The sequence below is a fragment of the Pseudomonas sp. EggHat1 genome (genome assembly GCF_014892995.1).
Classification (GTDB): Bacteria; Pseudomonadota; Gammaproteobacteria; order Pseudomonadales; family Pseudomonadaceae; genus Aquipseudomonas; species Aquipseudomonas chaetocerotis.
In genome coordinates this window covers 185,802-212,745 of record NZ_JACKQK010000008.1, presented here as the reverse complement: position 1 = coordinate 212,745, position 26,944 = coordinate 185,802, and the positions used below count along the sequence as shown (strand labels likewise).

Here is a 26,944-nt window from a genome sequence, read left to right as displayed (position 1 = left end):
TCGCCTCGGGTCAGTCGAATAGGTTGTTCAGCAGACGCTTGATCGGGTTCTGCTGGGCCGGCTGTGCGCTGCGCGGGCGGTTCGCCGCCTGGCGCACGCGCTGCTCGTGGCTGTCATAGAGGGCCAGCAGCCGTTCGTTGTCGGGCTCTGCCTCGAGGCCCTGCTTGATCTGTTCCAGCGCCAGGTTGTATTCACGCCGCGCATAGGCCGCCTCGCTCTGTTCGATGAAGCGCTGCGCCACGCGATTGATGCCAGCCAGAGCCAGCAGGTTGTCCGGTTCCCAGCCGAGTACCTGACGGAAGTAATACACCGCGCTGTCGTCCTCGGGCAGGATCAGCAAGCCCTCGCCCAGGCGTTGCTCGGCCAGGTCGAGATACTGCTGGATGCGTGCCTGCAGCACGCGCTGCAGGCCGTCGCTGGCCTGCCGGTTGCCTGCATCCAGGGCCAGCGTCTGGCGAAAATAGTAGTCAGCGTTGTCTTGCGCCGGGGTCAACAGGTGCCCCTCGCTCAAGCGCGTTTCAGCCAGCGCGAGCAGCCCGGCGATGCGCTGCTGCAACTGCCAGTAGTAGCCGCCTGCGCTACCCATGCCGAGCAACAACAGACCGAGCACGGCCCAGGGCAGCCAGCGCCGCCGGGATGGACGAGGCGGCAGGCTGACGGCCGGGCTCAGACGGGTCTGGTCCTGCTCGACATCCTGCAGCTGATCGAGGCTGGCCAGCAGTACGTGGCAGTCGGCGAAACGATCTTCCGGGTCCTTGGCCAGCATGCGGTCGAGCAGCCACTGCAACTCGCCCAGAGGCTCTGGCAGCGGCGGCGCTTGCAGCTGCAACTGGTTCATCAGGGTCTGGGTGTAGTTGCCGCCGCGAAAGGGGTTATGCCCGCTGAGCATTTCCAGCAGGATCACGCCGAGGCTGTAGATGTCGCTGCGTGCGTCCAGCGCCTGACACTGCGCCTGCTCGGGGCTACTGTAGGCCGGGCTGCCGACGGCAATACCGGACTGGGTCAGCTCGCTGTCGAGCTGCAGCTCCTTGGCCACGCCGAAATCGGTGAGCACGGCGGTGCCATCGTCGCGAAACAGGATGTTGCCGGGCTTGATGTCGCGGTGCACCAGCCCTTTGTCGTGTACCAGCGCCAGGGCGCTGGCGATCTGCCGGACGATACGCAGCGCGCGCGCCGGCTCCAGGCGCTGGCCCTTGTACTGGGCCAGATCGCCGCCAGCCAGGTATTCCATGGCGAGAAAGTGGCGGCCGTCATCCAGTTGGTCGATGCGGTAGATGGTGATGATCGAAGGATGCTGCAGGGAGGCGACGGTATGGCCTTCCTTGATGAAGCGCTGGGTGAAGGCGGCGTCTTCACGATGCAACAGCACCTTGAGCGCCACCTGGCGCTGCAGCGCCTGCTCGGTAGCCAGATAGACCTCGGCCATGCCGCCTTTGCCGAGGCGGTGGTGAATGCTGTAACCGGGTACGCTGATGGAAGGCTGGCTCATGCGGCTCGACTGGCAATCAGGGTTGAAGGGACTTGAACAGCTTGCGCAGCAGACCGGGGGTCGGCGCTTCGCGGGGCTCGGCAGCTGGGCCAAGGCACAGGACGATGCAGCTGATATTGTCTCTGCCGCCATGGCTATTAGCCAGCCCCACCAGTTGCTCGACCATCGTTTCCAGCGTGGCCGCTTCGGCGCAACACTGCTGGATGGCCGCGTCGTCCAGCTCGTTGGTCAGCCCGTCGCTGCACAGCAGCAGCAGTTCGTCCGGCGCCAGCCGGGCGCGCAGCAAACCGACATCAGGCACCTGCCCGACCTGTCCCAGGCACTGCAGAATCACGTTGCGACGCGGGTGCTCACGCGCCTCCTCGGCGCTCATCTGGCCGGCGTCGACCATGGCCTGGACCCAGCTGTGGTCGTGACTGAGTTGCTCGATATGTTCGCTGCCGATGCGATAGGCGCGGCTGTCGCCGACCCAGGCAAGCTCGAACTCCTCCCCGTCCAGGCGCACGGCAACCAGGGTGCTGCCCATGCCAGCCTCGCCCGCAACGGGCTGCGCAGCCGCTACGATTGCCAGATGGGCGGCATGCACCGCTGCAAGCAGCTCCTCGCCCTGCTGCACGGCGCCCACCAGTTCCTCCAGCGCCAGGGCACTGGCCACCTCGCCACGCTCATGCCCGCCCATGCCATCGGCAAGCGCCCACAACCCCAGATCGGGACGGCAGGCCAGGGCATCCTCGTTGTGCGTACGTACCTGGCCGGCAACGCTCTGCGCAGCGAACACCACGGATACGGGGAAAGGCTGAGACACGCGGCGAATCCTTGAGCAAAATGCGATTGTCCATGATGCGGCGACGCGAACGGGCTGTCACCGCCCGCCAGGTCGTAAATGCGCAACCGTTAACCAAAATGCGATGGTCAAGTAAGCCGCCACTGAATCCATGATCACACCGCACTTTCGCCATCTGCCCCTGCAGCTACGACCTCTGGTCGACAAGTTCTACCGCGACCACCGCTCGCCGATGCGCAGCCAGACGGGAGATGAACTGTGGGTAGCACAAAGCGCCAGCCAGATCGTCGCTGCCCTCAGCCTGCGCCCACTGGCGGGCGGGCAGTGGCTGACCGGCCTGTTCGTCACCCCTGCGCTGCGACGTCAAGGCGTGGCGGCTGCGCTGCTCAGCCACAGCCTGGCACTGCATCCCGAACCCGTCTGGCTGTTCTGCCATCCCGAACTGCGCAGCTTCTATCAGCGCCTGGGCTTCGAGGACTGTCAAAGCCTGCCGGCCGAGCTGGCCGAACGGCTGACCCGCTATCAGCGCACTAAATCGCTCATCTCGCTGCGCATCCACTGAGCAGCCTGTCGCCCTGGGCAAAAATACTGGCACTTTGCTCAGGAATGCCCCTTGCCATCCGCGGTCAAAGCTCTGCATGCTTGCCCCATAACAACGAAAAGAAACGCTATGGCTACCCAGACCGCTCGTTTGCTGAAGCGCCTGCGCAACGATTTCCAGCTGTCGATCATCACCCTGATGGGGCTGTTCGGTGTCATCGGCATCTCGCCCTATGCCATCTACCGCTTGCTCCAGGGCAACTATCTGGTCGGCATCGCCGACACCATCATCGTTCTGTCCACGCTGTTCGCCGTGCTCTATGCCTGGGTCACCCGCGACACGGTCAAACCCGGTATTTACCTGGCGGCCGTGTTCTCTGTCGGCGCCACGCTGATCGCCATCAACCTGGGGGTCAACGGCCTGTTCTGGATCTACCCGCTGATCCTCTTCAACTTCTTCATGGTCACGCCTGGCAAGGCCCTGCTGGCCACTGCACTGGTGCTGGTCAGCCTGGTCAGCCATGCCCTGCTGGTGCCCGGCAGCGTGTTCGAAAGCCACTACCAGATGGTGTCGTTCCTGGTCACCTGCATGATGGCCAGCGTGCTCAGCTTCATCTTCGCCTTCCGCACCCGCAACCAACGCGACCAGTTGCAACTGCTGGCCATTCATGACCCGCTGACCGGCGCACGCAACCGCCGGGCGATGAACGACGAACTGAAGATCGCCATGGCCAGCCATCGCCGCCACAGCGACAGCTACGGCCTGCTGGTAATGGATCTGGATCACTTCAAGCAGATCAACGACCGCTTCGGTCATCACGTTGGCGACCAGGTGCTGGTGGCCTTCGTCGAGCTGATCAAGCGCTGTTCACGCAAGGAAGATCGCTTGTTCCGCTTTGGTGGCGAGGAGTTTCTCCTGTTGCTGCCCAATACCGAGCTGGCGGGCCTGCAGGCCGCGGCGCAGAATCTGCTCAGCTGGGTCGCACAGGAGCTGAAAAGCCCTGGCGGCGCGGTGACCGTCTCCATCGGCGGCGCCATTCTGCACAGTGGCGAGCATTGGGAAAGCTGGCTGCAGCGCGCCGATGAATGCCTGTACCGCGCCAAGAGCGAGGGGCGCAATCGCGCAGTGATTGCCGATGCCCCTAGCGGCCAAAACAAGACTGCCGCCAGCCACTAGGGTCTGCATGAAAAGTCGTCGAGCGAAGGTCAGGCAATACCGATGGCGGCCCCACAAAAACAGGCGAAGAACGGACTGGGCTCGCATTCGAGTTTACGTGTTGTAAATGAGCATTTGACCGGTCTGGCGTTCCAGCCTGTTTTTAACGCAGCATCATCGAGCGCAGGCACTTTTCGTACAGAGCCTACGGCGTCAGCGGCTGCGCTGCTGCTGATAACTGCCACTGCCCGGCTGGCGCTCGATGATCAGCCCGCCCGGGTATTCGGTGCTCTGCCGAATGCCACCACGGCTTTCGCTGGAATGGCTGCCATAGCTGCTTTCCTGACGCACGCTGCCCTGCGGCAGACGCTGCCCACCGTAGAGGTTGTGCTGCTGATAACTCGACGAACCCGAGACGCTGCCACTGGCGCCGGGGCTGACGTAGCTCTTGGGGATGACGCGAATGGTCTGCGGCTGATCGGCGAACGCAACACCGGCGAACGACGCAGCCAGAATCAGTACAAGCGAGCGAATGAACATGAGCACCTCCCCTGCGGGTCAGGGCCAGACGTCAAGCGCCTGAGCCGAAATCATCATCACACCGGCTTTGACAGCAGCGCCAGGGAATTTGCAGCGCTGATACGACAAAGGGTCAGCCGAAGCTGACCCTTTGCTGGACATGGTGCGGAGATAGGAGTGCAACTTGATAGATGAAGGCCTCGGAAATGCTGAGGCCGATGCATTTAATCAACTAAAAAGGCACTCAAATAGGCACTCACCGCCGCACCACCTATACCTCAGAACGAGACGCCCACTCGGACCATCAAGACCGGCAGCCGAGCCTCTAGCGCAGGTTGCGAGCGGCTTAAGCAGCACAGCGCACACCCCAAGCCCGACGGAAATCCAATAGCACCAGAAGCCAAAGCCCAACCGGAGGGTGACGACTCATCGAATTGCGCATCTGTAAAGCGATGTGTAAACTGTCAATCAAAGTGTCAAGCATGGACGAGAGCAATGGGCAACAAACTCAAGAATCCACCAGTCTTCTTCACGATAGGCCAGGTGCAACACAACCCCCTGCTTTCACTGGACTCCTACATTCCACAAATCCAGGAGCGCATGCGCAAAGCCGGCTATCCGGGCTTCACCAAATCATCCCAGATGCAACTCTCCCTCCAGAGCGCATCAGACGGAGCGGATGACAAGACCCCAACCCCAACAATTCAGAAGCTGGATCGCTTTGTTTTCTCCGACCTAAATGACACCAACGCCTTCCTTCTTCAGCCGACCTCAATCACCTTTGAGACAACGATTTACGCCGGCTTCGATGAGTTTTATGAGCAGCTTGAGCTAGGACTGAGGATTCTGGACGAAGCCATTGGCGGGCTGAGCTTCATTGAGCGCCTAGGGTTACGCTATCTTGATGCCGTGGTCCCCAGGCAAGGAGAGGATCTCGATCAATACCTTGCCCCGCAAGTGCTAGGGCTGCCAACCCTGATGAAGGAGTCCGCATTCAGCCACTCCTTTGCAGAAGCCGTTCTACTGGCAGACGGGATCGGCCAGGTAGTGGCCCGCACCGTCATCCAGAATGGCCGACTGGCGTTCCCCCCAGACATCGACCCCGAGCGCCTAAAGATACAGGAGCGCTTCGCGTCGATTGCGGGCATTCACGCCCTCATCGACACAGACGGCTTCTCCGTCGAGCGGCGCCCGTACGACATTTCCGAAGTGCGAACCAGAATGGACGAGCTACATGAGCTTATCGGTCAATGCTTCCGCGCAACGACCACGGATTTTGCGCGCTCAGCCTGGGATGCCTAAAGGGAGCCCCCAATCCATGCACATCACATCCTCAAATCAAACAAGCGCGCAACTGCAGCTAGCGAATAGCTTTCTGACATCTCAGCGCCTTGAGTATCGCGCCGCGCACCAAAAGCGAGGAATGCAAGCCGCCGCGGCATGCACCAATCAAGACGAGCGCACCAAGGGAGCAGCCTCTCGCTTCATCCGAGGCTGCGGAGGCGTTGCGCTTGCCTTGCTGGTCGGCACTGGCGGAATAGCAACACCTCATTACGTCACCACGCGGGACGACAAAGGATACCGCCTGCTCGATATCAAGTATTCCGAGCGAAAGATCCATGCAGACGCACAGCGCGCCAAGCTTCGCAGCTCCGCCGAAAACCTTGCATTTGTGCGCAACACACTTAAGCCTCCAGTCACCGAATTAGCATCCTTCTTTGGCGTATCACGCCAAGCCATCTACAACTGGCAAGCCGGAGACCCTATCTCCACACACAACGAGACATTACTTCAGCAGCTAGCAGACGCCACAACCTTGCTACACCGAGAGGGCCTCACTGGCAGCGGCAGCTTGATCAAGCGGCGACTGCCCGGCGGGAAAACCCTCCTTGAGCAGATGCAAGGCGGGGAATCAGGCGAATCCGCCGCCAAGGCACTTATAGCAATGCTTCAAGCAGAGGCTCGGCAGCGCTCAGGAATAACCCATCGCCTTAAAGGAAGAGCGGTTGCCACCTCCATCGACCCGAGCGATGCAGGCACCCCTCACCTTGATGAGCAGGCATAGAGGATGAAGTAGCCGAATGGGTAGCTGGAGCAGAGATACACCCTGGCGACAGGGATACCTTCTTCAACCGGAAACGGTTCGGGAACTGGAGCTCGCCCCGAACCTCCCTCCAGAGAAGGTTGCCGCAGTCATTGCCTCCCACGACTGCGACCTCGCACAACCACCCGATACCGAGCCCTTTGTGGAGGTAGTGCTTGGCACCTTCCTGGATGGAGCACCCAACGGCAACTACACCAACTGCAAGAACCTCCGCCGCTTGCACGTGGGGTTCTCCGCGACCGGCGAAGAAGTCCACGTTGAAATCGACACCAATAGACGAGCTCTCATCCCCAAAGATGCAGTCGACAACCCAAGGCACGGACTAAGCGAGCACCTACCCAGCCCCTCACACAGGATGACGAATAGGGAGCATGGTGTGTTTCAGCGCTGGCTAGCAGCCAGGTATCGCAGAGCAGCTTTCCCGGACGAGTTTGATCGGCGCCTGAAGGAAGAGACCAAGATCGCCGAGAAGCTGGCCAAGGCCTTCAAAGACACCGGCAACCACATCACCGCAGTGTTCTTTGATGTGGATGGCGGCACAGAGAATGCGCGAAACGGAGCCGATGACCCCTATGAGCTCGTAGTTACGCTGCTTTATGCGACAGATGTCGACCCTGCTGCCGCCCGGGCCGCAGCCGTCGCAGCAGCAGAGACAATCCGGTCGATTTTTGAGGCGCGCTGCCGACCCAGCAAGGACAGCGATGATGCCTGGATTTGGATTGAGCTAGTCGATATCGAGGTTATTTCGGACGAAGCCCTATCGTACGCCCAATCGCAACTGCTCAAGAAGTGGCAAGCCGACCACATCAGCCTGCGCACCGAGCCAGAGCAGCCAATGTTTGAAATCTGACCAGCGAGAACCGAGACAGGAAGGCACCAAAATCGTAAGCACCTGAAATACCTGAAATTCTACCCATCCAGCTGTTGACTATTGACAGAATGTGTGGGAATATGAAATTTGCTGCATTAGCGTCTTAAGCAGCAAAAAGCCCACCACCCTTGCTTACAAGGGAAGTGAGCTGATAGCCGTGCATCGAAGGTTTTGCCGAACCCAAGAGCACATTTAACTAAACCAACCTTGGAGGTCAGGTTTTTTCAATCGCGGGAAATCATTCTACGGATATCAATTATCCCTGACAAGCCTGCTTGACCGGCGGTCGTTCGACCCAAGGTGCCTCCGAGGTCTCTCATTGGAGAACTTCGTATGAGTACTATGATCTGCAGGCCATTCATCACCCTCCGCAATGGTCGTCGCCTGTACGCCCATGAGGTAGGTAAAACTGCCTTTTGCTTTGAGGTTGATGAAGTGAAACCAGCAAAACCCCAAGGCCCCCTTGAGGTTCAGCTGGAGCTCGATGAACTTGAGGAGCCGGGCGCGCGCCCACTCCACTAATCCACACCGAGCACTTCACAGCGCCTTACCCCAATAGGAGGGGGCTTCGCCCCCTCCATCTTTTTCCTCTATACCACCACCAACATTAGACCACTTCAGCCCGCCGTTAAGCCGCTGTCTCCAAAACAGTTGCTTATGAGCACTGACACGGCATCCCCATGCGAGCTCAAAATACGTGCCGCGCGTGCGCAAAGACTCGTTCTCTACGAGAATGCAGACCTTGCTATGGACCTGCTTGATAACAAAACGTAGTGGCAGCTGCCTACCTCAAGGATGTGCTGACACGACTGCCGACGCAGCGGGCGAGTGAGATCGGCCAACTGCTGCCGCATTGTTGGGCCCCTTTATCGAGGCAGGTTTGCTAGTCTGACGCCCTTTTCGTGCTAGAGGGGGAGTCATGAACAGGGATACGCTTGAGCAGAACCAGATACCGATCTATTTCGTAGCGGTCATAGCAGCAGCAATCGGCGGGTTAATATCACCCTCAGCAGCACAAGGGCTGGATGTGCTGGTAACCCCCACAATCGCCGTGCTGATGTATGCAATGTTTCTGCAAATACCCTTCTTGGATTTGCGTGAAGGGCTGAGCAACAAACGCTTCATGACGGCGCTTCTCATCGCCAATTTCATACTGATTCCGCTATTGGTTTGGGGCATCACTAGAGGCCTTGTAGACCACCCGGCCATACTCGTTGGCGCTCTATTGGTATTGCTGACACCCTGTATCGACTACGTGGTGGTCTTCACTCACATTGGCAAGGGCGACTCGCGCGCGATTCTTTCGGCAACCCCGGTTCTACTATTGCTTCAGCTTGTTTTGCTGCCTGTTTACCTGGCCTTCATGCTGGGTGGGCAATCCGAAGTCGTAATCTCCATCGGCCCATTCGTTGAAGCGTTTCTTCTCCTAATCGTCGCGCCGCTTTTTTTGGCGGTAGCTACAGCTGCTGCGGCCAAGCGGTCGAACATTGTCGCCGGGTGGAACGCCGTGTGGGCATGGCTACCCGTTCCAGCAATGGCTGCGGTTCTGATCGTGGTGGTTGGATCTCAGATATCTTCGGTGGTGCGCGACATCAATCTGCTTGCTCCAGTTATCCCTGTGTACATTGGCTTTCTGGTACTGGCACCACTAATGGGAGCGCTGGCATCAGGAGTTGCCAAACTGCCAGCCACGACAGCACGAGCAGTAACCTTTAGCTCATCAACTCGAAACTCCCTGGTTGTTCTGCCTCTGGCTTTAGCATTGCCTGAAGATATTCGAGGGCTTGCTGCCGCAGCGGTAATCACACAGACGTTGGTCGAGTTGGTAGGTGAGCTGATCTACATTCGCGCAATACCTGCGCTTGTTTGGCGAGGGAAGCCCAGTTTTGCGTCGACAACTCCCTAGATAGGTCGCCTGGTGCAAGACGGGTTGGCCGGACGCTTACGCCCTTGCGCTCGCGGCGCGAACCCGTGCGCATCTGGGCCAGCCTCACTGCCGTGGAACGCTTTGCTTCCGGGATTGGGATTCGAGAACTCAACGTCGAACTGTAAACCACAGGAGCTGTCATCCTGGATTTTCGCGCCCGCGAAAAACACAGCGCGGCTCGATCCTCGGGCTGGTGGCACGGAAAAAAGGTACTTCGCCTTTCGGCAGGTTGTAACGCGGCCCGCTACAGGGCCCATATAGAGCGCCTTTTCGATCACCTCTTCATCATCCTCAACACACCACTCGGTTTTTCCGGTGGCATGTTTTTTTGGAAATGGCAGCTTCTGGCACGCGCAAACGCACCAGAACATGGCCAACGCACGGACGGCACCAACGCCATTCACCGTGATAAAGACCAGGAGAGAGAAACGATGAAGAAAGTACGGATCGAGCTGAAGTGGGAATGGAAACTGGAGGGGGCTTGGGGAGCCACCATCGTCATGGTGGCGCTGCTGCAACTCCCCCATCTGCCACTGTGGTTTGGATTGATCTAGCGACGACCGGCGAGTGCCGTTGGGCACTCGCCGCTCACAAGGCAGGTTGCTGTCAGGACGTCATGGGTTACCAGCGATCTTACGCGCGTAGTAACGATCACTGAGATCCTTTTGGGGGTCTGCCTTGGCCCAACGCACCGGCTTACTACAGTCCATGCAGGTCAGTACACTTTTGTCAGCGCTGAGGGTGTACAGGTACGCATCGGGGCCTGCGCCGATCTTCAAGCCGGCATCTGTTACCTCAAACCCTGGAGTCTCGTACCCCAGGCGATCCATATTTTCAAACTTGAACAACCAGACCCTGATCTGTCTCTCCCGCCAGATGCCCATGATGGTCAACGGATCATGCTTCGTGGTGCGTTGATAGACCCAATCGCCTTCATAAGGTGTCAGTTTCGCGGCCTCTGATTTTCTGCGTGCCTGCTCCAAGGCTTCCTTCTGTACCTTTTCCAGTGCGGCATTACGGGCCTCCTCATCCTTGCGTGCCTGCTCCTTCAAAAGCTGCTCCAGGTCATATGGCCCTTGGGGGTCATACTTCCAGTGCACGGTATCCTTGAGATTAAGTGCTTCGCAGTTCAAGCAATCGAGACTTCTCTCGTCCACGTTACGTGTCATAACCCATCGTTCATCGCTGTTTACGTCATCAAGAAACAGCTTCTCGCCTTTAACTGACACCTTCATCCTGCCCAAGGGGTTGATCCGGGCTTCCCGCCCTTTTTCCACAAAGATATCCGCGTCATCCCCTCGGATTGTGAGAACAAAGGTCAGATCATTGGGCGCGTGTAACCGATAGGCGCCCGTGTAGTCCTCATCGCCGCAGCCTACGAGAAACGAGCCGGCAATAATGATTGCCGCAAACTTAAATAGCGTACGCATATGTCCTTCCATTGATTTCTATTGCCTTTCGGTAGGCTGTAATTTGCATCTGCAAATTGGCGTCATTTTGCCATCATTCATTAAGCTGACGTACACCCTTGCGGTTGAGCTGCTCAATGAAAAGCGAGGCGTAACATTCATCCAGCCATAGCAGCAACGGCATCCAGTACAGACGCAGAATGTTGCCGTCTCTGCCGATGAGCACAGGTCGCGTCTCGGAGGCTGTCCACTGCATGCCAGGGAATAGGCAGCTGACAACCATCAATTCATCCAGATCAGCCTGCATCATCGTCATGCCCCTCCCGCTGTTCCAGCCACTCCACCACGCCCAACAGGCCAGCCGCCAAAAAGATCAGCAAGCCGATGGCCCACAGCGGTAGCACTCGATAAGAGCCCAGCCAGATCCCTCCACCAAAACACATAAACCCCACCAGCAACCTTCCCATAACGAAAACCTCTGCTCATGACAGCTGGAACGCTACCCCGAGAGAGACGCGTGTCACCGAGCAGTCAGGAAAAATCGTCGGTTGCCGTACTGGGGATTGGGGACGCCGCGGCGATACCTGGGAGAATGGCTGTGGTACCCAAAAGAAACCCCACTACGCGACGATGAATGACGGTTCTTTTTCAGTGGTTTTTGTGGGTTTATCAGTGGCCGGGGAGAACAGACCTAGGGAGCAGCAGCGGTTTGACGGTGCATATTCAGCGCTGAGTCAGTGGGAATGCAGAATTCGACAGCGTTTTTCCTGAGCGGCGCAAATGCCTGCCACAGGAAAACGCGGGTTTGCTGAGGGTTTTATGAGTTTTTCTGGTAGGGGTTGGGCCGTGCCGGCGTGCCCCACTAATGTGGCGTCATCGCCGGCACCAGAACGGTCGGCGCCGTCCCTCTTGCCCGAAACTAAGTAGGAGGTGTGGTAGGCGGGGTTGGCTTCTTGGGTGGATTAAGCGACTGCGACCCCTTTACGTTCGCTCCACCTAGCCTTCTGGTTCGAGAGCTTGCCGGAGTGAACTGCGTCATAACTATACGGGTTGGCGATGGAGCCCTGCTAGTACCTGCGACACCAGCAGCATTTCGAGAAGCGCTCTGCCCGTCTGATTCGCTACCTGGCCTACGCCGGCTCACGTTAGCGGAGCCTCCCATTCGACCCAGACGCCCTACCAGCATGGCCATCCCAACAGCCTTAGATACGAAGGCGCCCGCCTCACTGGCTGTCGCCACCGCCCCCGACAAACTCCCGGCCAACCCGCTCAGCGAAACGCCTAGCATGCTGCCGGTGATCCACGTTGCGAAACCAAGGACGCCCGTAGCCAGTCCCGTCATCATCCCGCGCAACGCGTCGTAGTCAGCTCCAGCCCCAATCCACCCGCTGGCAGCGCCGGCCTGACCAACCGCTACAGCCGCCATCACCATGGACGCCCCAAAATTCACTATCTGGGCCACCATCACCCCAACCACAGGCAGCAATAGAAGCGCCAGCCACTGAGCGATTATCTGCCCTCCCCGCAACGGAACTAGTAGCAGGAACAACGGCGCAAGTAACAGAACAATCCAGAAAACCCAAGCCGCTAAAATTACGTACCCAGGTAGAAGCGTCTGCAGATCGAGCCAGCCTTTGAAATTTTTGAACATTTGAGCGCTGGCCAGGATGCCCCCGGCTACCTCACTCCCCTCAGCCGAAAGATCTGTTGTGTGCTGTAGCGACCGAGCCATAAACCGCTGCCAGGCAACCGCCGTACTAACCGCACCAACCTCTGCACTAACGCGCTGGCCACCCGCGATGACCTCACCCGACTCACGCAGCGCTTGGTAGGCCTGCTCAGCTCCGAGCTGGGCCACCCGATAGGCCTCGACGCAGCTGGAGGGCTGAAAATGGATTTCCTCGAATTCGGCGGGGGCGACCACGACACGTTTCTGGCTAGGTATCAGGCTGATCGGCAAGTACGTAGGCTGAGCCTCCGATTTGCCCGAGAACTTAGCGGCCCAAAAGTCCTGCGCCGGGAGCTTGTAGCGTCCTCCCATGAACGGTCCGACGTGTTCGAGCATACGCAGGCCTTCCTCACGCCTGGTCTGCATGGCTCGTTGATCCAACACCCGCTCCAATCCTTTGCGGGCTTCACCGCCTCCCAGGAAATACGTGGCCCAACCACCGGACACAAATGTCCAGGAAGCAGAGAGAGCCGTACGCGCCTGGGAAATCAGGCTAATTTCCTGATCTGGAATGCCCAGTCCGCCCCCGCCGAGCAACCCAATGGAATGCAGGGCCTCGATCTTGGTGGCACGCTCTGGTCCAGTCAGATTGTTGGTGTGGGGAACACAGCTGGCGTTGTAGTCGCGTATGAGCTGAGCCAGATCACTGCCAGCAAACACGTCTGCCGATCGCCCAACGATATCGTCAATCGCAGCCTGAGCCGGCACGATTGTCCCTGCCGCCGAGTGCGTATTCAGCACCGGCTCAATAAGCGACTGGAAAATTCTGTGCGCCGACATGACAAATTTGAGCGTCAGCGCCTGAGCCTCCACCATCTGCACAGTGGCGCCGCTGGGGAGCTGGACCGCCGCAGGCTTCATGAGATACGGCAGCACCAACGCGAAAATCAAAAGCCCGCCAGCCAGGACACCAGCAATTCCCTCGCGAACCCGCAGGGCAATCAAAAAACACCACGCAAAACCCACCACAACTATTAGTGCCGTACTGAACTGGTGTAGCACCATAAACACCGGCTCGGTGGCAGCAATGATCGTTAATGCAGCGCTATCCCACAGCGCAAAAACCCAGTTGAATCCCGCGAAATTTTCTGCCGTCGCAGTGCCCATCACTGACCTGCCCGACGCCATAGGCGCGCACGCAGACCGAGGAAGAGGCGGGTCAGAATCATAGGCACCCACAGCCACAACATGATCACGCCCACACTGCCCAGGATATGCCCTAGTGGTAGGGCGAGGATCGAGCGCTCAGCCTCTGCTCGTGCGTATTGCTCCAGAACTCTAGCTGTGTAGCCGTCAATCATGGCTGCTGCTGCGATATGGATCATTCCAATAGCCAGCAACACCGCAGCGGTGCGGAATGTCCACAGTGACGCTCTAGGCAACCTCTGAAGCAGCCAGTCCAGTCCGGTGGAAATTTTGTCGATTTTCATAGCGGGCTCCCCCTAATTGGCTCACACCTACCGAGCCTAACGGTCACCCTCCTGCGCCTCCACTGAACCCCACGCACTTGCATCAACTCCCCAATTCGCCTGTTTGGAATTGAGGAGTTGTTGACGGTCTTGGCCCCCACTCTCTTTTCTGAGCCGCAGGCCAGAAAAGAGAGTGGGCCGCAGCAACTACATCAGGTTCGGTTGAACAGGGCTCGCGGCTTCTCGAAAAATGATCACAGCAGGTGAAGGAAATTTTCGCGCACGACTGATGAGCCCGGCAGGGCGAAACTCGCGACTGAGTCTCGTGCTAGTGGTTGCTTGATTCTCTGGAGCAACCGCCCTCGAGCTATCTGCGTCATCGCAGAAGCGAGAGGGTCACGTGGGTTTGGGCTGTCATCAGCCTGGCCTGCAACAACAGACCAAGGGCGCCCGTTCCAACGCCCTTGGGTCGTTGGATGGGTAGTTACTAATCAACGATGGAGGTGGTTCAAACGCTCGGCCTGGGGTCTCGGTTCGAGCGGGATGCAGTGATGATGATCCACACGGAGCGCCTAGCGCTTCCCGCCAAATGGGATGGCCTGCCAGCGGGGGCAGACAGTGATAGTGGGTGTAGACCGCACTCGCCTCACCGGCACATACCACGTAACGGCCAGGAGGATTGGAGTCTTGGCGCGCACGTTGCGAAACCGTAGTAACCGCATCTAGGTGCGAGCTTGCGTTAGTGGAGCCCCGACACGTTCTTCATCGCTGCACGCTTGAGCATTGCTCGCGGTTCGATGATGACGCGACAGGGTTAGCCATACCGCAAGTCCGTATCAACGATGCAAAACCAGCCCAGCAGGCTGGCCGGAACCCAGATCGGGTTGTCCGCCCTCCGGGGTGCCTTTGTGTGCGGGAAACCGTGCTCCAGGTAGCAAGTTCGCTTTCACGTATCTCCATACGCGCACCTCCCCCCAAATCAGAGAGACCAGGAGCAGTTATGGCCGGCTGGAAATCCTCACTGGCATCTGTGCTCAAGCAGCACAACGGTATCAAGGCATCAGACGGGACAGTCGCCAGTCACGAGACGCAGCAAAAGCGCTCCACTGTGCTGTATCAGGCGTTCACAGACCTGAGAGAGATGGGCTACAAGCTGGGCGATGTCAGGCAGCTCAAAGGCCGTCATGTAGAAGCGCTGGCCAAGCACTGGCTGAGCAAGGAGCTTTCTTCCTCGACCTTACAAAACCGTCTCTCCACCCTGAGAACGTTTTCCTCGTGGATAGGCAAAGAGGGCATGGTGGAACGCACGGAGCGCTATTTCCCGAATCATGAGGCCGCTAGAACGTCGATCAACATTCAGGACAAGGGGTGGGAGGCAAACGGCGTGAGCGTTACGCAAAAACTTGGTGACCTGCGCGCCTTGGATGAACGTGTCGCGCTCCAGGTGGAGCTTCAGCACCGGTTTGGTCTCCGGGTTAAGGAAGCTGTCATGCTGCGGCCTCATCTGGCTGATAAGGGCACCTATCTGGCTGTCAGCATCGGCACGAAAGGTGGTCGGGATCGTACGGTGCCCATTGATACACCAGAGCGGCGAGAGCTGATTGATAGAGCCAAAACCTTTGCAGATCGCCGTACGGCAAGCACCGCCGATCCGGGCAAGTCTCTGAAACAGGCGCTGGGCCACTACAGCCGCGTTGTCGCCAAAGCGGGGCTGACCAAGGCCCAGCTTGGTGTGACTTCACATGGTCTGCGTCATGCGTTCGCCAACGAGCGCTATGCCCACTATTCGGGCAGCCGCTCCCCGGTTGAGGGGGGGAACCTCAGATCCCAGAACTGGGAGCTGGATCGCTTTGCACGCTTAGCAGTTGTCGAAGAGCTGGGGCATTCCCGTGAAGACGTGTCCACGCATTACCTTGGGCGATAAAGATGCTCACCGGAACCGGATTTTCCAACTTTATCGAGGCGTACCTACTTTGAATTTGAATATTGACCCTAGTTGGATCAACAGCAGTCTGTTGTTCGTGATCGGCGCGCTCCTGATCGCAAGTACTGTGTTGGTACTGCTGCTTATCGAAGGCAAGCAGGCGAGATTGCAGATCAAAACCACGCTGGAGGCCAGTGTGACTCGGCACAAAGCGATACTCCAAGAGCATCGTGATGAGCTTGAGGCAGTCGAGCAGCAACATTTGGAGAGGCTAGCCGCAACAGAAAGAGACCATCATTGCGAGATGGAAACGCTTCGAGGGATTCTCTCCATCGCTGATCAGGATCGCGACGAGGCGCTGAGAGCTGTGTCTAGAGCACAGGAGCAATGCAGGTTAATGCAGAACAGGATTGATCAGCTCAACGTAATGATGGAGTCCTGGGCGACTGGCACCGATGAAACAGCCGTGGCGGTGAGACATGCCCTCCGGGCAGGACGCACCATCGCCGTCAGCTAGCGCTGGTCAGTGACAAAGATTAGATCTGATTAAAAGCCGATTATCGCCTCAAGCTAAAAACCCTGCACAACCGATTCTGCCTGGGCTACAGACCTTTTTCGATGTCGCGTTTTGGGGGCGATAGAACGGTATCTGTAGGGGCTCTGGAACGGTATCGCGGGAGTGCTGGAACGGTAGTCAGGGGCACTAGAACGGCATTATAGGGGTGCTGGAACGGTATCAACTCTTCGCCAGATACCGCCGCTGAGATGGGCTAGGCGTGACTTTGACTTGTACTAAGTTACCCTCTATTGAATAGCTAAAAGACTGTCCTGATGCCTCGCGTGCCTTTCCCACATAGTCCAGCGCCCGGCGCAAGTCCTTCTTGAAGTCGGTTATACAGGCAGATCGGCTTCCACAAAGCCTATGTAAAGTCTCGACCTTCAAATCATATGGCTTTGCATGCGTCGCATAGAAACCATGCAACCATTGTGCAAGTGGTCGTCCACGCAATGCCTGTCGAACAGACCAGTCCACGTCCGTAAACTGATCAGTAAGAAACAGCACTCGAAGACTGGGATTCAATCGAATGACATAACTCCTGGTCTCATGATCGCGGTAGACCTCATGTATCAGGCTACCCTCATACGAGTGCCCGCCCACCCGAACCTGCAAGGCAGTTGCATTCATTCTGCTGAGATGCCTGTCTAAGATTGCTCGATTCTTTCCGGTGTCAGTTTTTCCGAGTTCCTTTAACAATCGGTAAGCAGTTACTCGACATTCCGACCCTAACTCTTGTTTTCGAGCCAAGTGCAGCACAGTTTCCCAGACATCCAAATCACCTTGATCCAGTAGGGCTCCTGTATAAATTATGCTAATTCCGCCAAGAGCGTTAATTTTTACTCGCTCATAATAAGGTCGATACCCTTTACTGACTGCTGCGAACAAAGCTGAGCGAAGAGCAACGTTCGGGGTGCGCCGCACTGAGTCTGACCAGTTTGGCAATAAGCTAGGACAATGCTCACTCTCAATCTCTGAAGAGCTCTGGCGAGCGCGAGACCGCTTTTGGTTCTCTTCCAACCTGGCAAGAAGATTGGAAATTTTCATATTTGCAGGCATCGCTAACGAGCAGATGCGCAGATCTTTTCTTCAACCCATGCATGTACCTGCTCAGCAGACCATGCCACAGAATAAGTTCCCAGCGGAATACTTGCCGGGAATTTTCCAGCCTTCATCAGTCGATAGATTTGGGATCTGCTCAGTCCCACCATCGCGCAGACAGTAGGGATACGCAGTAGCAAAGGGGAGATAGGTTGACTAGCCATCAGGATGGGACTCCTTGGAACCGTATGGGACGGCTAGAGCTTCGTTGACACCCCTACGATGAGTCCCGGCAATTGCCTATTTCTTTAGGAAATGCCAAAAAACCTTTCTAGTCAGCGCTACCGGCATCGCCTGAGAGGTTATCGCCCATGTATTTTCTAAGTGTTTTCGGGCTATTTGGCATATCCACACCTGCGGCTTCTGCGAGAGATAGAATTGCCGGACATGGATTAAAGTTCTTACGAGCCGAGCGCAGTCCCAGAGCACGACGTTTGATGGTTTCGGCTCGCCTCTTGGACTCCTCATCCAAGAATTGCTCAGTGTGAGCCTTATCAACCTCTTTAATTATCTCAAAAAGCCCATTGATAATTAAACTTATATAATTTTGCTCTTTTTGCTTAAACCCAGCATCACCTTGATTTTCTTCAGCCTGCAAAACCTCATCACTCAATATAAATGCCGGAACTTCCAACCTTGCATTGAGTATCAATTCACCCAAGGCTTTTCTTGAGAAGTAAATAACACTTGCCGGGATTCTTTTTAATTCCGCCTCACTCGCACAAAAGCAACCCACAAGAGAGTTATCGACTTCAGGGAGCGGATTAATGAAAGAGTCAAAGTATTTTCCAAGCCCTTCAAAACTAAGATTGTAAAATCTAGCTGAACGCTTTGACTCCCCCACCCTCCCCACCCAAAAGACCTTACCTAGCGACAATCTATCTTCCCGAACATCTACATACTCCACAGATAGCTCTTGGATCAGTTCATGCAGAGCATATGCCGCTTCCTGATGACTGACCATGTAGTAACGAGCGTAATTCGGGACCAGATCAGACAATCGTTTTACATCGTTACTCATGCAACTTTCTCCCCCACGACTGTAGGGGCCTCGGCATTACTACATGGCAGAATCTCCAAGTGATTGGCATACCACTGAAGCATCTCTCTGCGCCCTTCCAAATACTGAGCATGGTTATAAGTACCGCGAATACTGTTCTTATCCACATGCGCCAACTGGGTTTCAACCCACTCGCTGGGATAGCCCTGTTCATGCAAGGTGGTGGACATCGTGTGTCGAAACCCATGGCCTGTGGCGCGACCGTCATAGCCAGAGCGCTTCAGCAATTGATTGATAGCGGCCTCGCTCATGGGTTTGGCCGGATCGTTACGGCCGGGGAAAGCAAGCGTGTAACCGCCAGTTATGCTTTGCAGTTCACGCAATGCGGCGAGCGCCTGCTGGGAGAGCGGTACGAGATGAGCACGGCGCATCTTCATTCGCGCGGCTGGGATCAGCCAGAGCCCGTTATCGAGGTCAAACTCCGACCAAGGAGCCCCTCTCAGTTCCGCAGTTCGAACCCCTGTCAGAATCAACAGTCGAGTAGCGATCTTCACTACGTCATGCCCGGGACACGCCTGAATGCTGTGGATCAGCTCCGGGATTTCAGCGATAGGGAGGAAGGGATAGTGTCGAGAGGTTGGGGTCTGCAGCGCCCCTCCAATGTCTGCGATAGGGTTGTACTCGGCGCGCCCCGTGGCAATCGCGAAACGGTAAACCTCTTGGCAACGTTGCCGAACCTTGCGCAGCTTCTCCAGGGCTCCGCGCGCCTCAATACGACGGAAAACCTGTAGCCAGTGCATAGGCTTGATGTCGGTTAGCGGCAAATTCCCTACTTGGGGAAAGATGTCCAGCTCGAAAGCCTCCATAACGTCACCGGCATAACCTACCGACCATCGCGGCGACTTATGCTGATGCCACTCCGATGCAAGATTTTTGAACGTATTGGCGCGAGACATCGCCGCCTGTGCACGCGCAACCTTCCGCTCAAGCCCAGGATGCCGCCCCTGCGCCACAAGCTGGCGAGCATCAAAGGCAAGCTGCCTCGCCTGTGCGAGCGTTACCTTGTCGATGGTGCCAAGGGAAATATGCGACTGCTTGCCATCCAGCCGGAATCGGAAGCGCCAGGATTTGCCGCCTGCCGCACGAATCCAGAGGAACAGACCGCCGCCATCGGCAAGGCCATAGTCCCTTTCGCGTGGTGCAGCGTTCTTTACCTGCAAAGCCGTCAAAGCCATGCCGAGTACCCATAGATTATTGAACTAACTAAAGGTACTCGCAGAGGTACTCAGAAGACAAGCGCTTGCATGCGACAATATGGGACGGCATGAAACAAGAAGCCCGCACTAGGCGGGCTTCTTGGGATGATCATGCAACTGCTTGGCACTGCATGAAACTGTTTAATGGTGCCGGAGATAGGAATCGAACCTACGACCTTCGCGTTACGAGTGCGCTGCTCTACCGACTGAGCTACACCGGCGGGAAAACGACGGCATTATGCGAGTTGCCACGCTCGCGCTCAAGTCGCTGTGACGTCAGCTGTCGAGCAGTTCGATGCGGTCGTCGTGGATGCGGATCAGGCCCTGCTTGTAGAGGCCGCCGATGGCCTTCTTGAAGTTGCCCTTGCTGACCCTGAAATGCTCGGAGATCAGTTCCGGCGGGCTCTTGTCACCCAGCGCCAGCACACCGCCCTGCGCGCGCAGTCGTTCGATGATCTGCTCGGCCAGGCCACTGGCGGCTTCGTGACCGATGGGCTGCAGGCTCAGGCTGATCTTGCCGTCGGCGCGCAGCTCCTTGATGTAGCCCTTCTCGCGCATGCCACTGCGGATGAACTTGAACAGCTCGTTCTTGTGGATCAGGCCCCAATGCTTGCCGTCGATGATGGCCTTGAAGCCGAGGTCGGTACGTTCGACCACCAGCAGGTCGACTTCCTGGCCGACCTGGTAGTTGGCCGGCACCTTGTCCAGGTGGCGGTCCAGGCGTGCGGTGGCGGTAAGGCGGCGGGTGCGCTTGTCCAGGTAGAGGTAGATCACGCAGTAGTCGCCGATCTGCAGCGGACGCTTCTCTTCGGAATGCGGCAGCAGCAGGTCCTTGGGCAGGCCCCAGTCGAAGAACAGGCCGACGCGGTTGATATCCACCACCTTGAGGCTGGCGAATTCACCGAGCTGGATCTTCGGTTTCAGGGTGGTGGCGATCAGCTTGTCTTCGCTGTCGAGGTAGAGGAACACGTTGAGCCAGTCATCGACTTCGCTCGGTGTGTCCTTGGGGATGTAGCGCTTGGGCAGGAGGATTTCACCATCCGCACCACCGTCCAGGTACAGACCGAAGTCGGTGTGCTTGACCACCTGCAAAGAATTCATCCGCCCAATCAAGGCCATCGCGTTTCACCTCACCAAAACAGCCGGCCATTCTACCCGAGTTGACGCGCGACCGGGCTGGCCGCATGGCAAAACGACGGCCGGTCGAATGGTGGCATAAGTGCCTGGGAAACAAGCCATAAGTTGCTGCGAAAAGTGGGTGAGAAACAGCGTTTCGCTATTCATCACGGCGATTAGCCAAGCAGAAAGGGGCTGATTGAGGCATAATGATCGGCCGCCCATCTGAAAGAGATCAAGGTCATGGCCACCCTGCGCGTGAAGTCCTCCTCCAGCAAAGTCAGCAAACCCGCCCCAGCCGTGGAAACCCGCGAGTCCATCGAGGCGCAGATTGCTGCCTTCCTGCAGGGCGGTGGCGAGATCCAGCAGATCGCCAAGGGCGTCAGCGGCCAGACTTACGGCGGCACGCGCCAGATCACCATCAGCAAGAAGTGATCGCCTCGGGTGCGCATCGCGCACCCAGCCCCCTTCCCAGCGTTACTCGCTCGCCAGCCCCAGGCGCAGCAACTGCCCTTTCGGCGCATCCGTCAGCACGTAGATATAGCCGTCCGGTCCTTGCCGTACGTCGCGCACCCGTGCGTTCAGTGACTCCAGCAAACGTTCCTCATGCACGATCTTGTCGCCATCGAGCTGCAGGCGAATCAGCGCCTGGCCGGACAGCGCGCCGATGAACAGGTTGTGCTGCCACGTCGGGAAACGCTCGGCATCGTAGAAGGCCATGCCGCTGATCGCCGGTGATTTTTCCCAGACGTGATGCGGCGGCTCGGTGCCTTCCAGCGTTTCGCCCTTGGCCTCGGGAATCGCCAGCATCGAATAGTTCACCCCGTGCGTCGCCAGCGGCCAGCCATAGTTCTTGCCCGCTTCAGGAACGTTGATTTCGTCGCCACCACGCGGGCCATGCTCGTGGGTCCACAGGCGGCCACTCCAGGGATTGAGCGCTGCGCCCTGCTGGTTGCGGTGGCCGTAAGACCAGATTTCCTCACGCGCGCCGTCACGGCTGACGAAGGGGTTGTCCTCGGGTATGCGCCCGTCCGGGAAGATGCGCACCAGTTTGCCCTGCAGCTTGTCGAGGTCCTGCGCGGTGGGGCGATTGTTGTTGTCGCCCAGGGCGATGAACAGATGGCCATCGCGGTCGAACACCAGCCGCGAGCCAAAGTGCGTGCCGCTGGACAGCTTCGGTTGCTGGCGGAAGATCACCTCGAAGCCTTCCAGCGCCGTGGCATCGGCCGACAGCTTGCCACGCCCTACAGCCGTACCTGCAGCCCCGTCGCCTTCCTCGGCGTAGGACAGATAGACCAGGCGGTCCTCGGCGAAATCAGGTGACAGCACCACGTCGAGCAAGCCGCCCTGGCCGACGGCGAAGACCTTGGGCACGCCGCGCAGCGGCTCGGACACGTCACCCTCGGCGCTTACCCGGCGCAAGGCACCTGGCCGCTCGCTGACCAGATAACCCTGGCCATCGGGCAGAAAGGCGACGGCCCAGGGGTTGGCCAGGCCTTCGGCGACGGTGTGAACGTTCAGTGGCCCCAGCTCGGAGCTCAGTTGCCGGTCTTCGGCGAAGCTGTACTGATAACCGAACAGGGCGAGCAGGCCGAGGGCTGCGAGAGGTTTCAGGCGCGGCATCGTGGCGTCTCCATGCGTCAGACAGGCGGCCATAGTGCATCAGCCCCTGAGCCGTGGCAGCCCCACAAAAGTTTCCTCAGGTTTCAGTCCGTCAGGTAGCGCTGCTCGATACGCTGGTATTCGCCGGACTCTCTGAGCATACGCAGCCCCTCATCGAAGCGCCGACGCTGTTCATCACGGCGAAAGCCGACACGGTATGGCGTCGGTGGGAAAATATCGAACCAGGCCAGTGGCTGGGTCACGTCGACCTGATCATCCACCTCGCGATCGAGGTAGCGAATGATGCGCTTGTCGCCCACCACCACATCGGTGCGGCCGCTATAGAGCAGGCGATTGCGATTGATCTGCAGCGCCTCCTCACGGTAGCGCGGATTGTTCATGGCCATGCGCTCGAACTCCGGCCCCATCAGCAGTCGCGCACGCTGAAAGGCGCTGACCGCGTACTGGCCGAGGTCGGCGATCTGCTCGATCTGATAACCGCGCTTGGCCAGTGCCACCGCCACGTTCTGGTAATGGATGTAGACCGCCGAATAGAAGGCCTGTACCCCGCTGCGCTCGTGAGTGGTGGTAATGGCGTCGATCTCGCCGCGGCGCAGCATCAGGTGCAAGCGCTCTATCGGCGCGTAATAGGCGGTCACTTCAAAACCGGCGTTGTGCGCAGCACGCTCCACCAATTCATATTCCAGGCCGCGCGGCTCACCTTCGTAGACATAAGGCGGCTTGTGCGTGCCAAAGCCGACATGCAGCAACTCGGCCGCAACCGTCGGGCTCAGGCATGCCAGCATCACTCCCAGCCACCATCTGAGCATCTTCTACCCCACTATCGGTCCCGCCAGAGCATAGACGCCTGGCCGCCTTCATAACCAGAGTGGATGCCAGCCGATTCATTCCACTTTGCCCTATCGCAGCTAGACTGGCTGCACGCATTTTGCGCCTGCCTTCAGGAGATCCAGATCATGCTCAAAGCCGAATACCAACAACGCGGCCCGGTGCCGCAGGACGTGATCAGCGCCGTGCCACTGCAGTTGCCGGAGCCCACGGCCGGGCAAGTGCGGGTCAAGGTACTGGCTGCACCGATCAACCCGTCCGATGTACTGACCCTGACCGGCGCTTACGGCATGCTGCCGCCGCTGCCAGCCGTGGGCGGCAACGAAGGCGTGGGCAAGGTCGAAGCGCTCGGTGAGGGCGTCAGCACCTTCAAGGTCGGCCAGACCGTGCTGCTGCCAGTCGGCTGCGGTACATGGGTCACGGCGCTGAATGCTCCGGCGGAAAAACTCATCCCGCTGCCGGATACCGACCCGCTGCAACTGGCCATGCTGACCGTCAACCCACCTACCGCCTCGCTGCTGCTCAGCGAGTTCGTCGATCTCAAGCCGGGCGACTGGGTGATCCAGAACGCCGCCAACTCGGGCGTCGGCAGCTACCTGATCCAACTGGCCAAGCTGCGCGGCTTCAAGACCATCAACGTGGTACGCCGTGATTCGGCCATTGCCGGCGTCGAGGCCGAAGGCGGTGATCTGGTACTGGTGGACGGCCCGGACCTGGCCAAGCGTGTGCGTGCAGCCACTGGTGGCGCCGAGGTGCGCCTGGGTATCGATGCGGTCGGCGGCGTCAGCACCGACAACCTGGCAGCGGTCCTGGCCAACGGCGGCGTGCTGGTGAACTACGGCATGATGAGCGGCCAGGCTTGCCAGGTTTCGCCAGCCTCCTTCGTGTTCCGTGACGTGACCCTGCGCGGCTTCTGGCTAGCCAAGTGGTTCCAGAACGCCAGCCCGGCGCAGCAGATGAAGGTGTTCGGCGAGCTGGTGCAACTGATCGCCAGCGGCAAACTGAAGACCCGCGTCGCCGCCACCTATGACCTGGAGCACATCAAGGACGCCGTAGCGGCAGCCGCCAGCGGCGAGCGGGACGGCAAGATTCTGCTGGTGCCCTGAGACGCACAGCGATTGGTGCGCACCGCGCACCCTCCCCTCCGAAATACGCCCGGCGCCCCTGCCCCCATGGGGGCGCCATCTCTGCCGCTCACTAGCGGCGTCCTGCCTGCGGCGAGTACGCCCTACGCAGGGCAGTGCCACTGCCATTCGCGTGCCTGATGCGCAGCGACGAGGCACATCGGCCAAAGCAGCTCATATCGGCGGGGAATAAGGCAAAGTACTTTTTTCCGTGCTAGAACCTATGGGGTTGGTCATTTTATGGCCAATGGCCAATACCCCACTGACTCGCCGGACTGTCACTGATGAAAACTAAAAAAGACGCCGTAGCCCCCGCAAAGGAAGCCACCCTGGCCGATATCGCCGACAACCTGCTGGCGCCCCCCGCGCTGCCGGGGCGCAGCGCTAGTGGCGAGCAGTATCTGTATTTCACCGAACGCGATATCGAGCGCATCCTCGATAACCTCGACGGCCTGCGCAACATGGTGTTCCCGTTGGGCGAGCCGCTGGACGAGGGCGAGTCGAGCCGCATCCAGCAGTTTCCCTCGGTGTGCCTGATCGGCCTTGGCCGCTGCGGCTCGAACATCGCCTTGGACGTTGCATCCCTGGTCTACAACGCACGCCAGTTCTATCTGGAAGAGTTTCACAGCGAAGCCACTGCCGCCATCGAGCAGGCCTCGCGCCCCAGCCGCTGGATACGCAGCAACCTGTTGCGCGCGCCGCGCAAGAACAGCAAGCCGGTGTTCCTGATCGAGCCGCTGGTGATGCTCGGCGACCTGGACAAGGACATCGCCGGACGCATTCGTTTCTCGCGCAAGGGCGAGATGAGCGGGTTTCTCGACGATTACAGCAAGATGAAGATCATGGACCTGTCCGAGGTGCATGCCGGTGGGGCCGGCAATGCGCCGATCCTCGGTCAGTACCTGGCCAAGATCATCCTCAACAAGGACACCCAGCGCTTTTCCAACGAAGACTGGAAGTTCATCCACAGCTATCTGATCGACTCCTGCGGGATCAAGGCCAACCAGTCGCGCTTGTACTTCTATATCTTCAGCGCCGGCGGCGGCACCGGCTCGGGCATGGCCTCGGAGTTCGGCCTGGCACAACAGTTCGCCTACATGAGCAAGACCTTCGACAGCAAGACGCCGGACGATGGCGAGGCCGAGCGCGAACGTGGTTTCGTCTTCGAACCGATCTTCACCAGCGGCATCTGCATCCTGCCGAACATCTCCGACCAGCGCAGCGAGATGTCCGAGGCCCTGCACATCAACGCCGGACGCCTGCTGTGCAAGTACCTGGCCGAGGAATGGGACTTCTCCTACAACTTCGACAACGAGCAGAACAGCGCCGAAAGCGTGATGCGCCGCATCCGCCCGTGGAACGCGATGATGCTGATCTCCAACGACATCATGCGGTACGCCGAAGAAAGCGGTGACGGCAGCATCCACAACATCGACGTGACCGCCATGGAGCGCCACGCCAACCAGTACATCTCGCAGCAGATCTTCAACATCCTCACCGCCCAGGCGGTGACCAGCGACTACGACCAGAACTACTTTCGCCGCGCCGGCATCGACATCGGCGAGACCATCCGCCTCGACGCCAACGACCTGTTCATGAGTCTGGCCGGCCCGGTGGCCGTGGCCTACGCCGAATCCGTGGTGCCCGAACAGCACGCCCAGCTTTCGGAAAAATTCCGCGTGCTGGACAAGGATCAGAGCCCGCCACGGCTGAACATCGACGACCTGTTCTTCCGCTCCATCGACCTGCCGCACTTCAACAAGGTCACCCAGGCCATCGAGGGCATCAGCCTGCTGCCGATCGAGTCCAAGCGCTATCGCCAGGCGCTGGAGCAGTACAAGACCAGCGGCTACGACGCGACGCAACTGAGCGACCTGCACTTCTTCAAGAACTGCTCCTCGGTGGTGTCCATCGTCTCGTTGCCCAAGGACTACAAGCTGTCCTACATGGACCTGAACCGGCTCAAGACCCACCTCAACAACCTCTTCCCCAACACCACGCTCAAGCGCTATGCGCTGGTGATCGGCGCCTCGGCCAACCTCTCGCTGACCACCCTGATCGTCAAGAGTCCGTGCCTGTCGGACGATTTCCTGACCCTGATCGTCGCCTACATCAAGCGCTGCTTCGCGCGCGACCAGTACCGCTTCGACGACAGCCTGGACGACGCCATGCTCGACTTCATCGTCTCCGAACGCTTCAACGAAGCGCAGCTCGACGCCATGCTCAACGAGCACGAAGACCCGGCGAAGATCCTCGACACCAACTGGTACGCGATCAAACCGATGTACGAGAAGAAGTACCGCGAGCTGATCCACGACGCAGAGAAGTTCGTGTCGATCAACGACATCCGCCTGACACGCGAAAGCGTCAAGCAGGCGATCAAGTACCTGCGCGAAATCTATCGCCACCGCATCGGCAAAACGCGGGTGATATCGCTCAACGATTACGGAAAATAGGTGGTACGCGCGTGCCTGTGCTT

27 protein-coding genes, 1 tRNA gene and 1 pseudogene are annotated in these 26,944 nt (G+C 58.5%); 14 read left to right on the top strand and 15 right to left on the bottom strand.

Annotated features, from left to right (window positions below; all coding sequences use genetic code 11):
* Window positions 1–10: 10 nt before the first annotated feature.
* Together INS93_RS15005 and INS93_RS15000 are read right to left on the bottom strand one after the other, a co-directional pair.
* Window positions 11–1,489 carry a serine/threonine-protein kinase gene (locus INS93_RS15005; RefSeq protein WP_192983386.1) on the bottom strand — a complete coding sequence of 493 codons (1,479 nt, stop codon included), beginning with the start codon at window positions 1,487–1,489 and terminating at the stop codon, window positions 11–13.
* Window positions 1,490–1,505: 16 nt separating this feature from the next.
* Window positions 1,506–2,294, bottom strand: a complete 789-nt coding sequence (locus INS93_RS15000) for a PP2C family protein-serine/threonine phosphatase (RefSeq protein WP_192983383.1) — start codon at window positions 2,292–2,294, stop codon at window positions 1,506–1,508.
* Window positions 2,295–2,424: 130 nt separating this feature from the next.
* On the opposite strand from INS93_RS15000, the gene INS93_RS14995 reads away from it, so the two are divergent.
* Together INS93_RS14995 and INS93_RS14990 are read left to right on the top strand one after the other, a co-directional pair.
* Entirely contained in the window at window positions 2,425–2,835 is a 411-nt protein-coding gene (locus tag INS93_RS14995; RefSeq protein WP_192983379.1) for a GNAT family N-acetyltransferase, read from the top strand.
* A 108-nt stretch (window positions 2,836–2,943) separates the two neighbouring features.
* The gene (locus tag INS93_RS14990; RefSeq protein ID WP_192983376.1) at window positions 2,944–3,990 is read left to right on the top strand and encodes a GGDEF domain-containing protein; all 1,047 of its coding nucleotides are present in this window, start codon (window positions 2,944–2,946) and stop codon (window positions 3,988–3,990) included.
* 192 nt (window positions 3,991–4,182) lie between these two features.
* Here the strand turns inward: INS93_RS14990 and INS93_RS14985 are convergent, their stop codons facing one another.
* Entirely contained in the window at window positions 4,183–4,509 is a 327-nt protein-coding gene (locus INS93_RS14985; protein ID WP_192983360.1) for a hypothetical protein, read from the bottom strand.
* Window positions 4,510–4,983: 474 nt separating this feature from the next.
* Here INS93_RS14985 and INS93_RS14980 point away from each other — a divergent pair, with 474 nt between their 5' ends.
* From INS93_RS14980 to INS93_RS14950, 7 genes and pseudogenes are all read left to right on the top strand, one after another.
* Window positions 4,984–5,790, top strand: a complete 807-nt coding sequence (locus tag INS93_RS14980) for a TIGR04255 family protein (RefSeq protein ID WP_192983358.1) — start codon at window positions 4,984–4,986, stop codon at window positions 5,788–5,790.
* Window positions 5,791–5,806: 16 nt separating this feature from the next.
* Window positions 5,807–6,553, top strand: a complete 747-nt coding sequence (locus INS93_RS14975) for a Cro/Cl family transcriptional regulator (RefSeq protein ID WP_192983356.1) — start codon at window positions 5,807–5,809, stop codon at window positions 6,551–6,553.
* Between the two features lie 16 nt (window positions 6,554–6,569).
* On the top strand, window positions 6,570–7,442 hold the full coding sequence (locus INS93_RS14970) for a hypothetical protein (protein ID WP_192983354.1): 873 nt from the start codon (window positions 6,570–6,572) through the stop codon (window positions 7,440–7,442).
* 354 nt (window positions 7,443–7,796) lie between these two features.
* Window positions 7,797–7,985: a hypothetical protein gene (locus INS93_RS14965; RefSeq protein ID WP_226945539.1), complete on the top strand. Its 189-nt coding sequence runs from the start codon at window positions 7,797–7,799 to the stop codon at window positions 7,983–7,985.
* Window positions 7,986–8,245: 260 nt separating this feature from the next.
* Window positions 8,246–8,350: pseudogene (locus INS93_RS14960) on the top strand (transposase domain-containing protein); the annotation flags it as partial.
* Between the two features lie 32 nt (window positions 8,351–8,382).
* Window positions 8,383–9,369: an arsenic resistance protein gene (locus INS93_RS14955; RefSeq protein WP_143510298.1), complete on the top strand. Its 987-nt coding sequence runs from the start codon at window positions 8,383–8,385 to the stop codon at window positions 9,367–9,369.
* A 341-nt stretch (window positions 9,370–9,710) separates the two neighbouring features.
* Window positions 9,711–9,944: a hypothetical protein gene (locus tag INS93_RS14950; RefSeq protein ID WP_192983352.1), complete on the top strand. Its 234-nt coding sequence runs from the start codon at window positions 9,711–9,713 to the stop codon at window positions 9,942–9,944.
* A 60-nt stretch (window positions 9,945–10,004) separates the two neighbouring features.
* Here INS93_RS14950 and INS93_RS14945 read toward each other — a convergent pair whose 3' ends face one another.
* From INS93_RS14945 to INS93_RS14930, 4 genes are all read right to left on the bottom strand, one after another.
* On the bottom strand, window positions 10,005–10,820 hold the full coding sequence (locus INS93_RS14945; RefSeq protein ID WP_192983349.1) for a hypothetical protein: 816 nt from the start codon (window positions 10,818–10,820) through the stop codon (window positions 10,005–10,007).
* Between the two features lie 73 nt (window positions 10,821–10,893).
* Entirely contained in the window at window positions 10,894–11,115 is a 222-nt protein-coding gene (locus INS93_RS14940; protein ID WP_192983346.1) for a hypothetical protein, read from the bottom strand.
* 603 nt (window positions 11,116–11,718) lie between these two features.
* On the bottom strand, window positions 11,719–13,635 hold the full coding sequence (locus INS93_RS14935; protein WP_192983343.1) for a hypothetical protein: 1,917 nt from the start codon (window positions 13,633–13,635) through the stop codon (window positions 11,719–11,721).
* Complete coding sequence (locus INS93_RS14930) at window positions 13,635–13,958, bottom strand: hypothetical protein (protein WP_192983340.1); 324 nt, start codon at window positions 13,956–13,958, stop codon at window positions 13,635–13,637. Before INS93_RS14930 ends, INS93_RS14935 begins: the two co-directional genes overlap by 1 nt.
* 979 nt (window positions 13,959–14,937) lie before the next feature.
* Here INS93_RS14930 and INS93_RS14925 point away from each other — a divergent pair.
* Both INS93_RS14925 and INS93_RS14920 read left to right on the top strand, forming a co-directional pair.
* Window positions 14,938–15,861: a phage integrase N-terminal domain-containing protein gene (locus tag INS93_RS14925; RefSeq protein ID WP_192983338.1), complete on the top strand. Its 924-nt coding sequence runs from the start codon at window positions 14,938–14,940 to the stop codon at window positions 15,859–15,861.
* Window positions 15,851–16,378, top strand: coding sequence for a hypothetical protein (locus INS93_RS14920; protein WP_192983336.1), 528 nt, complete (start codon window positions 15,851–15,853; stop codon window positions 16,376–16,378). Before INS93_RS14925 ends, INS93_RS14920 begins: the two co-directional genes overlap by 11 nt.
* A 219-nt stretch (window positions 16,379–16,597) precedes the next feature.
* On the opposite strand, the gene trfA is transcribed toward INS93_RS14920, so the two are convergent.
* The 6 genes from trfA to INS93_RS14890 form a co-directional block, all read right to left on the bottom strand.
* Window positions 16,598–17,464 carry a plasmid replication initiator TrfA gene (gene trfA, locus INS93_RS14915; RefSeq protein WP_226945538.1) on the bottom strand — a complete coding sequence of 289 codons (867 nt, stop codon included), beginning with the start codon at window positions 17,462–17,464 and terminating at the stop codon, window positions 16,598–16,600.
* 14 nt (window positions 17,465–17,478) lie between these two features.
* The gene (locus INS93_RS14910; RefSeq protein WP_181090511.1) at window positions 17,479–17,682 is read right to left on the bottom strand and encodes a helix-turn-helix transcriptional regulator; all 204 of its coding nucleotides are present in this window, start codon (window positions 17,680–17,682) and stop codon (window positions 17,479–17,481) included.
* Window positions 17,683–17,789: 107 nt separating this feature from the next.
* Complete coding sequence (locus INS93_RS14905; protein WP_192983330.1) at window positions 17,790–18,539, bottom strand: hypothetical protein; 750 nt, start codon at window positions 18,537–18,539, stop codon at window positions 17,790–17,792.
* Window positions 18,536–19,753, bottom strand: a complete 1,218-nt coding sequence (locus INS93_RS14900) for a tyrosine-type recombinase/integrase (protein ID WP_192983328.1) — start codon at window positions 19,751–19,753, stop codon at window positions 18,536–18,538. The genes INS93_RS14905 and INS93_RS14900 overlap by 4 nt, the downstream gene beginning before the upstream one ends.
* 166 nt (window positions 19,754–19,919) lie before the next feature.
* Window positions 19,920–19,995: transfer RNA gene (locus INS93_RS14895), tRNA-Thr, on the bottom strand.
* 55 nt (window positions 19,996–20,050) lie between these two features.
* Complete coding sequence (locus INS93_RS14890) at window positions 20,051–20,893, bottom strand: CvfB family protein (RefSeq protein ID WP_003462310.1); 843 nt, start codon at window positions 20,891–20,893, stop codon at window positions 20,051–20,053.
* A 240-nt stretch (window positions 20,894–21,133) separates the two neighbouring features.
* Between INS93_RS14890 and INS93_RS14885 the strand changes: the two genes are divergently transcribed.
* Window positions 21,134–21,325: a hypothetical protein gene (locus INS93_RS14885; RefSeq protein ID WP_003462311.1), complete on the top strand. Its 192-nt coding sequence runs from the start codon at window positions 21,134–21,136 to the stop codon at window positions 21,323–21,325.
* Between the two features lie 42 nt (window positions 21,326–21,367).
* Here the strand turns inward: INS93_RS14885 and INS93_RS14880 are convergent, their stop codons facing one another.
* On the bottom strand, window positions 21,368–22,513 hold the full coding sequence (locus tag INS93_RS14880) for a PQQ-dependent sugar dehydrogenase (protein ID WP_192983325.1): 1,146 nt from the start codon (window positions 22,511–22,513) through the stop codon (window positions 21,368–21,370).
* 83 nt (window positions 22,514–22,596) lie between these two features.
* A complete protein-coding gene (locus INS93_RS14875; protein WP_192983449.1) occupies window positions 22,597–23,298 on the bottom strand; it encodes a substrate-binding periplasmic protein in 702 nt (233 codons plus the stop codon).
* 171 nt (window positions 23,299–23,469) lie between these two features.
* Here INS93_RS14875 and INS93_RS14870 point away from each other — a divergent pair, with 171 nt between their 5' ends.
* Together INS93_RS14870 and INS93_RS14865 are read left to right on the top strand one after the other, a co-directional pair.
* The gene (locus INS93_RS14870) at window positions 23,470–24,447 is read left to right on the top strand and encodes a zinc-dependent alcohol dehydrogenase family protein (RefSeq protein ID WP_192983323.1); all 978 of its coding nucleotides are present in this window, start codon (window positions 23,470–23,472) and stop codon (window positions 24,445–24,447) included.
* Between the two features lie 302 nt (window positions 24,448–24,749).
* Window positions 24,750–26,921, top strand: coding sequence for a hypothetical protein (locus INS93_RS14865; RefSeq protein ID WP_192983320.1), 2,172 nt, complete (start codon window positions 24,750–24,752; stop codon window positions 26,919–26,921).
* Window positions 26,922–26,944 lie beyond the last annotated feature (23 nt).

Coding starts and splice junctions, on each gene's coding strand:
- INS93_RS14975 (WP_192983356.1), top strand. CDS start 5,807: ATGCACATCACATCCTCAAATCAAACAAGCGCGCAACTGCAGCTAGCG.
- INS93_RS14955 (WP_143510298.1), top strand. CDS start 8,383: ATGAACAGGGATACGCTTGAGCAGAACCAGATACCGATCTATTTCGTA.
- INS93_RS14990 (WP_192983376.1), top strand. CDS start 2,944: ATGGCTACCCAGACCGCTCGTTTGCTGAAGCGCCTGCGCAACGATTTC.
- INS93_RS14935 (WP_192983343.1), bottom strand. CDS start 13,635: ATGGGCACTGCGACGGCAGAAAATTTCGCGGGATTCAACTGGGTTTTT.
- INS93_RS14910 (WP_181090511.1), bottom strand. CDS start 17,682: ATGGCTAGTCAACCTATCTCCCCTTTGCTACTGCGTATCCCTACTGTC.
- INS93_RS14950 (WP_192983352.1), top strand. CDS start 9,711: ATGTTTTTTTGGAAATGGCAGCTTCTGGCACGCGCAAACGCACCAGAA.
- INS93_RS14865 (WP_192983320.1), top strand. CDS start 24,750: ATGAAAACTAAAAAAGACGCCGTAGCCCCCGCAAAGGAAGCCACCCTG.
- INS93_RS14970 (WP_192983354.1), top strand. CDS start 6,570: ATGGGTAGCTGGAGCAGAGATACACCCTGGCGACAGGGATACCTTCTT.
- INS93_RS14945 (WP_192983349.1), bottom strand. CDS start 10,820: ATGCGTACGCTATTTAAGTTTGCGGCAATCATTATTGCCGGCTCGTTT.
- trfA (WP_226945538.1), bottom strand. CDS start 17,464: ATGAAAATTTCCAATCTTCTTGCCAGGTTGGAAGAGAACCAAAAGCGG.
- INS93_RS14980 (WP_192983358.1), top strand. CDS start 4,984: ATGGGCAACAAACTCAAGAATCCACCAGTCTTCTTCACGATAGGCCAG.
- INS93_RS14965 (WP_226945539.1), top strand. CDS start 7,797: ATGAGTACTATGATCTGCAGGCCATTCATCACCCTCCGCAATGGTCGT.
- INS93_RS14925 (WP_192983338.1), top strand. CDS start 14,938: ATGGCCGGCTGGAAATCCTCACTGGCATCTGTGCTCAAGCAGCACAAC.
- INS93_RS14905 (WP_192983330.1), bottom strand. CDS start 18,539: ATGAGTAACGATGTAAAACGATTGTCTGATCTGGTCCCGAATTACGCT.
- INS93_RS14885 (WP_003462311.1), top strand. CDS start 21,134: ATGGCCACCCTGCGCGTGAAGTCCTCCTCCAGCAAAGTCAGCAAACCC.
- INS93_RS14985 (WP_192983360.1), bottom strand. CDS start 4,509: ATGTTCATTCGCTCGCTTGTACTGATTCTGGCTGCGTCGTTCGCCGGT.
- INS93_RS15005 (WP_192983386.1), bottom strand. CDS start 1,489: ATGAGCCAGCCTTCCATCAGCGTACCCGGTTACAGCATTCACCACCGC.
- INS93_RS14880 (WP_192983325.1), bottom strand. CDS start 22,513: ATGCCGCGCCTGAAACCTCTCGCAGCCCTCGGCCTGCTCGCCCTGTTC.
- INS93_RS14870 (WP_192983323.1), top strand. CDS start 23,470: ATGCTCAAAGCCGAATACCAACAACGCGGCCCGGTGCCGCAGGACGTG.
- INS93_RS14900 (WP_192983328.1), bottom strand. CDS start 19,753: ATGGCTTTGACGGCTTTGCAGGTAAAGAACGCTGCACCACGCGAAAGG.
- INS93_RS14930 (WP_192983340.1), bottom strand. CDS start 13,958: ATGAAAATCGACAAAATTTCCACCGGACTGGACTGGCTGCTTCAGAGG.
- INS93_RS14875 (WP_192983449.1), bottom strand. CDS start 23,298: ATGCTGGCATGCCTGAGCCCGACGGTTGCGGCCGAGTTGCTGCATGTC.
- INS93_RS14940 (WP_192983346.1), bottom strand. CDS start 11,115: ATGACGATGATGCAGGCTGATCTGGATGAATTGATGGTTGTCAGCTGC.
- INS93_RS14890 (WP_003462310.1), bottom strand. CDS start 20,893: ATGGCCTTGATTGGGCGGATGAATTCTTTGCAGGTGGTCAAGCACACC.
- INS93_RS14995 (WP_192983379.1), top strand. CDS start 2,425: ATGATCACACCGCACTTTCGCCATCTGCCCCTGCAGCTACGACCTCTG.